Annotated in this window: 8 protein-coding genes; 3 read left to right on the forward strand and 5 right to left on the reverse strand. The window is 67.9% G+C overall.

All coding sequences use genetic code 11. The features are described from left to right. Positions 1-412 precede the first annotated feature (412 nt). A complete protein-coding gene (locus ACTWQA_RS57860) occupies positions 413-1,015 on the reverse strand; it encodes a TetR/AcrR family transcriptional regulator (protein WP_443167298.1) in 603 nt (200 codons plus the stop codon). Between the two features lie 59 nt (positions 1,016-1,074). Here ACTWQA_RS57860 and ACTWQA_RS57865 point away from each other — a divergent pair, with 59 nt between their 5' ends. After that, positions 1,075-2,220: an FAD-dependent monooxygenase gene (locus ACTWQA_RS57865; protein ID WP_443167299.1), complete on the forward strand. Its 1,146-nt coding sequence runs from the start codon at positions 1,075-1,077 to the stop codon at positions 2,218-2,220. Between the two features lie 146 nt (positions 2,221-2,366). Here ACTWQA_RS57865 and ACTWQA_RS57870 read toward each other — a convergent pair whose 3' ends face one another. Continuing rightward, positions 2,367-2,978 (reverse strand): hypothetical protein, encoded by a 612-nt coding sequence (locus ACTWQA_RS57870; RefSeq protein WP_443167300.1) that lies wholly within the window; start codon positions 2,976-2,978, stop codon positions 2,367-2,369. A gap of 288 nt (positions 2,979-3,266) precedes the next feature. Between ACTWQA_RS57870 and ACTWQA_RS57875 the strand changes: the two genes are divergently transcribed. Further along, positions 3,267-5,213, forward strand: coding sequence for a sensor histidine kinase (locus ACTWQA_RS57875; RefSeq protein ID WP_443167301.1), 1,947 nt, complete (start codon positions 3,267-3,269; stop codon positions 5,211-5,213). Continuing rightward, on the forward strand, positions 5,210-5,851 hold the full coding sequence (locus ACTWQA_RS57880; RefSeq protein WP_443167302.1) for a response regulator: 642 nt from the start codon (positions 5,210-5,212) through the stop codon (positions 5,849-5,851). The genes ACTWQA_RS57875 and ACTWQA_RS57880 overlap by 4 nt, the downstream gene beginning before the upstream one ends. Before the next feature lie 286 nt (positions 5,852-6,137). Here the strand turns inward: ACTWQA_RS57880 and ACTWQA_RS57885 are convergent, their stop codons facing one another. From ACTWQA_RS57885 to ACTWQA_RS57895, 3 genes are all read right to left on the reverse strand, one after another. Further along, positions 6,138-7,340, reverse strand: a complete 1,203-nt coding sequence (locus ACTWQA_RS57885) for a hypothetical protein (RefSeq protein WP_443167303.1) — start codon at positions 7,338-7,340, stop codon at positions 6,138-6,140. Then, on the reverse strand, positions 7,337-7,876 hold the full coding sequence (locus tag ACTWQA_RS57890) for a DUF4365 domain-containing protein (protein WP_443167304.1): 540 nt from the start codon (positions 7,874-7,876) through the stop codon (positions 7,337-7,339). The genes ACTWQA_RS57885 and ACTWQA_RS57890 overlap by 4 nt, the downstream gene beginning before the upstream one ends. 240 nt (positions 7,877-8,116) lie before the next feature. Then, the gene (locus ACTWQA_RS57895) at positions 8,117-8,422 is read right to left on the reverse strand and encodes a hypothetical protein (protein ID WP_443167305.1); all 306 of its coding nucleotides are present in this window, start codon (positions 8,420-8,422) and stop codon (positions 8,117-8,119) included. Positions 8,423-9,048 lie beyond the last annotated feature (626 nt).

The following is a 9,048-nucleotide window of genomic DNA, read 5'->3' on the forward strand; positions in this document are numbered from 1 at the left end:
GCGATCGACGACCTCGCCCAACAGGCAGGCCTCGCCGCCTAAACCCCGCCTAAACCAGCCCGTTCGAGCTCATTCGAACAAACTCCGGCTCACCATGACCGCCTCCGGGCGGCTAAGCCTTCTAGCCTCGATCGTGCGCGCCGCTCGGTCGGGCGCGGACAAGTGCGTCGGCATCAGCGGGGACGGCGATCGACCGAGGGCGCGCTTTTCTGTGAATCACGCGAATCTCGCCACCCGGTAAGTAGCCTCCGTCAAGGGCCGGTCAAGCTTGTGGAGGCGTCGCTCAACCGCACCTCCCCGAGCCAGGGCACTTCGGCCGACGACATCGGAGTATTCCGCATCGCAGCATCGGGAGTTCGACCGCAGGCTGATGAAGGCTGCTTAATGACGGGGCCGGGGTCCAGAAGCTGCGCTAGGTGTGGCGGCCCTGCCGTACCGATTCAGGATTTTCATCGTGTAGGGCACAGCCGTACACGATGACCTGAACCACGCTCTGGACGACGTCCCTGCTGACGCTCCCTGGTGGCGCGGTGACCAGGGTGAACAGCGCACCCCCGTAGAGCGCGATCAGCGCGGGGATCTTCTCGCGTGGGATGGCGAGGCCGAGTTTGTCGTGGTGCCCGGCGGTGATCTGCACCGACATGTCCTGCAGGCCCGCGAGCGCCGAGGCGAGCAGCGGCCGGCGCACGGCCTCCAGTTGAAGTTCGAAGATTGCCAGATAGCGGTTGCGCAGTGTGGTCGCCGCTGTGAGCAGCGATTCCGTCAGCAGGTCGACCAGCGTCGCGGGCTGCTCGGTGGCCCGGTCGGTGTCGGCGTGATGCAACTCGGCGATGCGCTCCGCGGCGGCCACCAGCAGCGCTTCCCGGCTGCGGAAGTAGTTCGAGGCCGTTCCCGGCGGGAGATCTGCTTCCTTCTCCACCGCGCGGTGGGTCAGTCCATGCACGCCCGACGACGCCAGTAGCTCGATGGCGGCATCGGTCAGGGCTCGGCGACGGGCCGGGTTGGTGGGCGGCATACGACCATGCTACCAATAGCCGTACTAGTACGATCGTAGTGAATAGGCGAGGAGGTCTCATGAGGATCGTGGTGGTCGGTGCCGGGCTCGGAGGAGTGACGGCCGCGGTGGGGCTGCATCGCCTGGGCCACGAGGTGACACTCTTCGAACGGGGCGCCGAACTCCGGGAAGCGGGCACCGGGATCGTGGTCATGCCCAACGGGCTCCGCGCGTTGGACGCGCTGGGGCTGGCTGAAGACGTTCGCGGGCACATCATGCCTGCCGCCCGCGCGGGATTGCGGGACTGGCGCGGACGCCCGCTGCTGATCACCGATGCGGTCCAGGCGCAGCAGAAGGTCGGGACGCCCGCCATCATCGACCGGGCTGAACTGCACCGGGCGCTACGCGCCCCGCTGCCCGCCGACCTGGTGCGAACCGCGACCCCGGTCGAGCGCCTGGAGCCCGACCCCACCGGGGTAACCGTGATCAGCGATGGCAACCCCGTCGCAAGAGCGGACGCCGTGATCGCGGCCGACGGCATCGGCAGCAAGCTACGCGAACAGCTCATTCCCGGCCACCCCGGGCTACGGCGGACCGGCCGGATGGACCTGCGCGGCATGCTGCCCCGCCCTCCCGGCCCGGTAACAGACCTCCTCGCCAGCCAGTTGGTCGACCGCCGCAGCGGGGCGATGTTCGGCCTGTTCCCCGTCGGCGAGCACCGCCTGTACTGGTTCACCGACTCCGTCCTGCACGGCACGCCGCCCGGCGCGGAGGAGGCACGCCGGCAGATGCTGTCCCTGATGGCTGACTGGCACCCCCTCGTCACGGCACTGATCGAGGCCACCCCGCCCGCCGACATCTACGTCGACCCGATCGCTCGCCTGGCCGAACCCCTGCCCTCGTTCACGGTCGGCAGGATCGCGCTCCTCGGCGACGCCGCGCACGCCATGCCACCCGACCTCGGCCAGGGCGCCAGCCAGGCCTTCGAAGACGCGGCCGCACTAACCCGCCACCTGAGCGGCGCAGAGCCGTCAGACGTCGCCCAGCGGCTCCTGCGCTATGACGCCGAGCGCAGGCCCAGCGCCAACCGCATGATGCGGGCGGCGTCCCGGCAATCGCGGCTGACCTCCCAGACCGGCGTCGCCGCGTGGCTTCGCGACGCGTTGCTGCGCGCCATACCATCCCGGCTGGCCACCCGGCAGCTTGCCGCCCTCTGGCACGCCTAGCCAGTGGTCGTAGGCAATCAGCGATCGGGTGATGGGCCGGCCGGTGTGGCGGTTGTGCCAGATGGCGGCGGTCAGGGCCAGGATGCCCCGCCACACCTCCTCGACCCGGTCGTCGAGATGGCACCGGGTGGGGCGGGACGACGACATCAGGCGTTCACGGGGACGGGGGCGGGCTCGGCGGTCGTACGCGCCGATGCCACGCCCACGGCCAGCAGCCCGAGACCGGCCAGAACCGTCGCCGGGATGATCACTAGCCCCTCCACCACGGGCAGGCCCGGACCGACGATCAGCACCAGAGCGGCGACCAGCAGCGCCGCGCCCGCGAGCCGCACCGACCGCCGCGCTCCGCGCCACGCGAGCCCCGCCCCGAACGCCACCAGCGACGCCATCCACACCATCCCGGCCACTGCGTTGACCGCGCCGCCGCCACCGGCCTCCACCTGTTCGGCGACGCCGTGCAGGGGCGCGACGTATGCCTCGAACCAGGCGCCCGGAGCGAGGGCGGCGAATGCGATCGCCAGCACGACCCCGCCGATCGAGGCCAGCTTGGACGGCCGGAGCGCCTGGCTCACGGCGATCAGGAGGGGGAGCCCGGCGGTGATCAGCAGGCCGCCCAGGGCGAAGATGAGGTGTGCTGCCTCCCAGGTCGGGGCGGAGTGGGCGGCTTCGCTGTGCTCCAGGGGGTGCAGGACGTTTCCGAGGGCGAACAGGATGCCGCCGCTGCCCACCAGGCTGCCGGCCAGGATTCGCATGTTCATGGTCTTCTTCTTTCCTTCGGGTTCCGCCGGGCGGTGGGTCCGCTCCGGTGCCGGAGCGGCACGGCGACGACCCCGTCCGGTGATTCGGCGTGTGATCGGGGGCGATGTCGTGTGCATGACCAGCAGTCCACCCGCCCACCGGTCCCACCCGCCTGAGCGGCGGGTCCCCATCGGGTCCCGGTTTGGGGAAGGGCCTCCTCCGGTTTACTGGTGGTGCCGGCGAGGTCCCGGGTGGGGCGGGACTCTGGTCCCATTGCCCCAGGTGGGACATAACTGGACGATGCTCCTGTGCGTGTTTCCACCTGGCAGCCCTGGGCGATTCCCGGTGCGGCCGCAGCGGCCGTCCTGATCGGCACCGTTCTCACGGTCAACGTCCCGGTCCAGGACGCCACGTACCTTCTGCTGGACGCCGTCGTAGGGCTGACCTATCCGCTGGTGGGGGCGTTGATCGTGGCGCGGCAACCCCGTAATCCCATCGGGTGGCTGTTCTGCCTGGGCGGCACAGGGCTGGCGTTGCAGGCGCTGGCGGGCGGGTACAGCGTGTACGGCCAAGCCCACGGATGGCCGGGCACCGAGTTCAGCTCCTGGGTGGTCAACTGGGTGTTCTTCACCGGGTTCGGGCCGTTGTTCCTGCTGCCGGCGTTCCTGCCCGACGGGCGGTTGCCGTCGCGGAGGTGGCGGCCGGTCGTGGGGGCGCTCATCGCGGCCCTGGCCATCCTGCAGGTCGTGCTCATGTTCAGGGACATGGTGTGGGTCTGGGGGAGTGAGCGGCCCAGCCCGGTGGGGTTCGTGCCGACCGAGATCATCGCAGCCTGTTTCGGGGTGGTGGTGAGCGCGGCGGCCGTCGTGGGGGCGGTCGCGCTGGTCGTGCGGGTGCGGCGGGCTCAGGATCGGCGTCAGCTCATGCCGGTGCTCCCGGCCGCCGTCGCCATCGCGCTGGCGGCGCTCGTCGACTCCGCCCATTCCGGCGGTACGTGGTCCGTCGGGATCTGGCTGCTGGCGCTGACCTTGCCTGCCCTGCCGCTGGCCACCGCCGTGTCGATCTTCCGATACCGGCTGTTCGACATCGAGGTGCTGATCCGGCGTACCGTCGTGTACGTCCTGGTCGCGGCGCTGCTGCTGGGCGCCTACATGGCCACCGTCACCACCCTGAACGGGCTGTTCAGGCAGCAGGGCGGTGTGCTGGAGTCGTTGCTGGCCACCGGCGTCGTGGCGGTGGCGTTCGCGCCGGCGCGCGATGCCGTGCAGCGGGCCGTGAGCCGCGTGCTGTTCGGCAACCGGGGGGAGCCCGCCGCGGCCCTGTCCCATCTCGGGCAGCGGCTGGAGGCGACGGCCGCGCCGACCGAGCTGCTCGACGGCGCGGCCGAGACCGTGGCGCGAACGTTGCGGCTGCCGGCCGTCGCCGTGCTCACCGCCGCCGGGGTTCCCGTCTCGGTCTTCGGCGGCGTTCCCGAGGATGGCGTACGCATCCCGCTGCTGAGCGGTGGGCGGACGGAGGGGGAGCTGCGGGCGGCGTCGCGGTCGCCAGGGGAGCCGCTGACCAGGGCGGATCGGGCGGTGCTCGACGATCTGGCGCCCCACTTGGCGGTGGCCCTGGCGGCGGTGCGGCTGGCCACGGAGGTCAGGGACTCGCGCGAGCGCCTGGTCAAGGCGCGCGAGGAGGAGCGCCGCCGCCTGCGCCGCGACCTGCACGACGGCCTCGGCGCGGACCTGGCCACGATCGGGGTGAGGTTGTACGTGATCGAGGCCACGGCGCCACCAGAGCTGCGCGAGCAGGTCACCGGCGTCAGGGAGCTGACCCAGGCGATCGTCGGAGACGTCCGGAAGATTGTCCACGACCTGCGCCCACCGGCCTTGGACGAGCTGGGCCTCTCCGGAGCCCTGGAGGACCTCGCGCTGGACGCCCAGCTGGGCCCGAACGTCGCCGTCACCATCCCCGAACCGCTGCCCGCCCTCCCCGCCGCCGTGGAGGTCGCCGCGTACCGGATCACGCAGGAGGCCCTGTCCAACGCGCTCAAGCACGCCGACGCCGCCAACGTGGAGATCACCGCGACGGCCGTGCCCGACCGGCTGGTGCTGCGGATCCGCGATGACGGGCGCGGCCTGCCGGAGCCGCTGCGCGAGGGCGTAGGATCCGGCAGCATGCGAGAACGCGCCGCCGAAGTGGGCGGTGACCTGCGACGTTCGTCCGAGCCCGGGCGCGGGACTCTCGTGGAGGCGGTGCTTCCCCTATGAACGACCCCATTCGCGTGCTGCTGGTGGACGACCACCCGCTGCTCCGGCACGGCCTCAAGGCGCTGCTCGAGCAGATCGGCGGCGCCGAGGTCGTCGGCGAGGCCGGTGACGGCGAGGAGGCCATCGAGCTCACGCTCTCCCTCGAACCCGACGTCGTCGTGATGGACCTCGTCATGCCCGGCATGTCCGGCACCGAGGCGACCCGGCAGCTCATCGACCGCCGCCCCGACCTCGGCGTGCTCGTGCTCACCATGAGCGAGGACGACGCGTCAGTGTTCGCCGCGCTGCGGGCGGGCGCGCGCGGCTACGTGCTCAAGGGCACCGCCGGTCCCGACTTCCTCGCCGCCGTGTCCGCCGTCGCCAGGGGAGAGGCGGTGTACGGGCCGGGCGTGGCGCGCAGGATCCGCCGCTTCCTGACCAGCGGGCCCGACAGCGGCCCGTTCCCCGAGCTCACCCAGCGGGAGCGGGAAATCCTCGACCTGCTCGCCTCCGGCAAGTCCAACGCGGAGATCGCGCGGGTCCTGTTCCTCAGCCAGAAGACCGTCAAGAACCACCTCACGTCCATCTTCGCCAAGCTCCAGGTGGCCGACCGCGCCCAGGCAGTGGTCCGCGCCCGACGGGCGGGCTTGGGCGAATGACATCTGGGTGGACGTATAAGTCCTGTTCGTGGTCTGCGAGGGCTCCGATCATGCCAGCACGCCTGCCCATTCTGCGGGAGATCGTCCAGTCGTTGGTTGAGGGTCAGATCCGGCCGGTGAGACGGGCCGCCGTGCGCTACCTCGGGGAGATCGGTTCCGCCGCCGCGTCCGTCGTACCCCTGCCGGAGCGGGCGCCGTCAAATAGGCCCGACGGGTGCGCGGTTGCCGTCCGTGGCGTTGGCGGATGTGCCGGGGTGTGGGCGTCGAGCTGCGGGTGCGAGCGTGCTCAGCGTTCTGGCAGATCGCCAAGCGTGTGCTGCAGGAAGCCTGTGTCGAGCTCGATATCACCCTGGAGGCGCCAGGCTCGTCGTTCATATGCCAAGTCGCCTGTCACGGTCAGAGGAATCTTGTTCCGGTAAGCCCGAATCGCCCAATCGTGGTCTTGACCAGAAAGGGTTAGATGCACATTCCGAGTGCGGCCGTTCACGTCCGCGAGGATCACGATCGCGCCTACCTCATCCTCGAGATCGCTTCCCTCGTCCCAGGCCAGTGACTTGACGGCGCCTACGAGAGTTTCTCGGCGTGGCGGCTCCTCCTGCCGGACGAGGCGCTCCCGAACGCGAGCCAGCTCTCCTAGGATCTCGTGCTCAAGCCTGATCGGCTCCGTGCCCACCGCGGGGGCTTGCTCGGCAGCCGCCCATTCGAAGGACAGGTCCAGAGACCGCAGCCCTTCGGGCTCAGCCATCTCTTCCAGAGACTCAATGAGATTAGCGCTCAGTCCCCATGCCGCAGGATTTTCTAGAGCTTCCCGATCGCGCCCGCGAGCCAGTCGGTGCGTCGTCTGGAGTCCCCTTGCCAGCGTCGCCATGACCTTGCGTGGGAAGGGCTCGCTGATGAGATCGTCCTCCGCCCGCGGTGGATCGGCCGAATGATCGCCGCTGATGTCGTCTTCCAGCCTCGCCACGACAGTAAAGATGAAGCTGCCGCGCTTGGTGTGGCCTAGGCGCACGTCCTCGTTCAGGAACTCGGTCACGAGTGCCGACCTGCGCCCTCGGTGGGAGTGCGCGGGGTCTGCGGCTGTCGTCGCCGCTGCTCTCATCATTCGGTGGATCGCTTTGATGGTGGCTTCTGCTTGGCGAAATGGGATAGTTCCGTCCGGCATGGCCTGATCGAGTCGGATGTACAGCAGGTCGGCACGAGTGGCGATGATGCGTTCGTAGAGGCTGTCCACGTCCCAGTCGTTGATGACGCGGATTGCGTTCAGGGCGTCATAGAAACGCTGCGAGTAGTCGGCGAAGTCACTCGAGAGCGGCAGCATGATGCGAGCAGCCAATGCGCCGTGATCTTTGGGCAGGCGCCAGATCTCACGAACGTCCTCGAGCCGTGACTCCAGCTCCCACGATTGCGTCGCCAGGAACTGAGAGACGGCGGCAGGTGTGAGGCTCGTGATCAACTCCAGGAGAGAGGAGTCTAGGGTGGGTCGCTTCACCAGCTACCTCCGTCTCCGATCGCCTTCATGATGCCAACAAGCTGCTCTACATCAAAGAGATTACTGCGGGGTAGATGCACGATCTTCGAGTCCTGTGAGTCTTCGATGCTTCCTAAGTTGCAGGCAGCCTCCCAGTACATGCGGCTCTCGATGAGGAGGCGGTCTTCGTCCTGGTCCAGCCATGCTTGAGACTCCTGCGGGACGAACAAAACTCCTAGAAAAGCCGGAATGTGACGTTTTGGATGCGTCAACCTGCGGAACGGTGCTGCCTTCATCTGCCAGGCAACATGCTCGTCGGACAGCGCACGCTCCTGCGAGGTGCACTTCAGTTGCAGCTCAAACTGGGGACAGTAGAAAACCTCATACTCAGCAGACGAGGCCAACGTGATGTCGACACCGTCGACGTCGGTTCGGTGGTCTTTAATCGAACATCCGGCTGCGGAGGCCACCATATGAACGTAAGCGAGACTGAACTGCTCCTTCCTTGTCGTCATCGGCAACTCGTCCAATGGAGCCCCCGGTAGCTTCTTGCTCACGCAGGCGTCACCCCCACATGCAACATCCTCTCTTGTTGCTCATAAGCATCTCGATTCACGGGAGGCTGACGTTACTCACACATGCGAGTTGAAAGGCCATCAATCCCCGACATGCCTGTGGCCTGCGAGGACAGCATGCGATTGCTCGGACGAAGGCATAGGCGTCGCCGTTGGCGGGATGGGTCGTTTCAGGCGCTCCAGCGTGAGCCCTGGGTGTAGAAAGGACGCTCACGCCAGTCCCTAAGCGCCGTCTTTCTCAAGCAAGCGATCGAGTTTGAGCCGCAGGGCGTTCAGGTCGTTTTGGAGGGTGTCGTACCAGGTCGGCTTGTCGCGTTGGAGGTGCTCGTTCGTCCGCCGACGAAGGTCTTCGACGTCGGCGGCCAGAGCCGACAGGGTTTTGATGCTCTCGAATCTGGCTTCTGTCACCTCGGCTGTCATCACGACAACGGCGGCCCCGATGGCCGTGATGACACTGCCGGGACACGGTTGGGCTTCTAGCGCCTGCATGCGTAGCTGCAAGCCGAGGATCTCCGCCTCTACGTTCACGTACTCTGCCTTTGCAGTCGTGGGACGGGGTCCGGCCTGTGTCATGGCCGGTTCCCACTGCTGGTGAGCACATGGTGGCAGACGGTTCACGCTCGCGATGATCGGCATAGGCGATGTGGGTGCGATTTTCTCTACCGGCGAGTACGCGGCCGCGGCGGAAGGTCCGATCGTGTCCGGATCTGGCATGTCTTGTGCGGGGGAGGAAAATCACCCCCGAAGGCCGGTGCGTCGAAGATCGTCAGCGTGAACGATCTCGTCCCTTTCGGCAGTGACGGGGGCGCCCCCTTGTCCGCGCGTCTGTGGACGGCATGCGCATGGCCAATACCTCCACATGCCAGACATTCAGCCTTCGTAGCCTCTTGCGTAGCGCAAGCACCATAGATCGCTACGGGTGAGAGCGCCCGGCCCCTCCCGAGAAGCCCACCTGACGATCGCGCGATTAGCTGAAGAGTAGGGAAACGTCATGGAGCTGGAGAATTTCTTCGCACGAACTAGGTGGGTATCCATTCAGGCCTGTGATTGATCAGGCGGTTTGTGGCGGCATCCAGGGATTCCCGGCGAGCGCGTCGCGGAGAGCATCCAGGGGATGGATGCCGTGGTTGCGGGCGGTGCCGAGGTAGGAGCGG

This window comes from Nonomuraea sp. 10N515B (assembly GCF_052245915.1).
In the GTDB taxonomy this organism is placed as follows: domain Bacteria; phylum Actinomycetota; class Actinomycetes; order Streptosporangiales; family Streptosporangiaceae; genus Nonomuraea.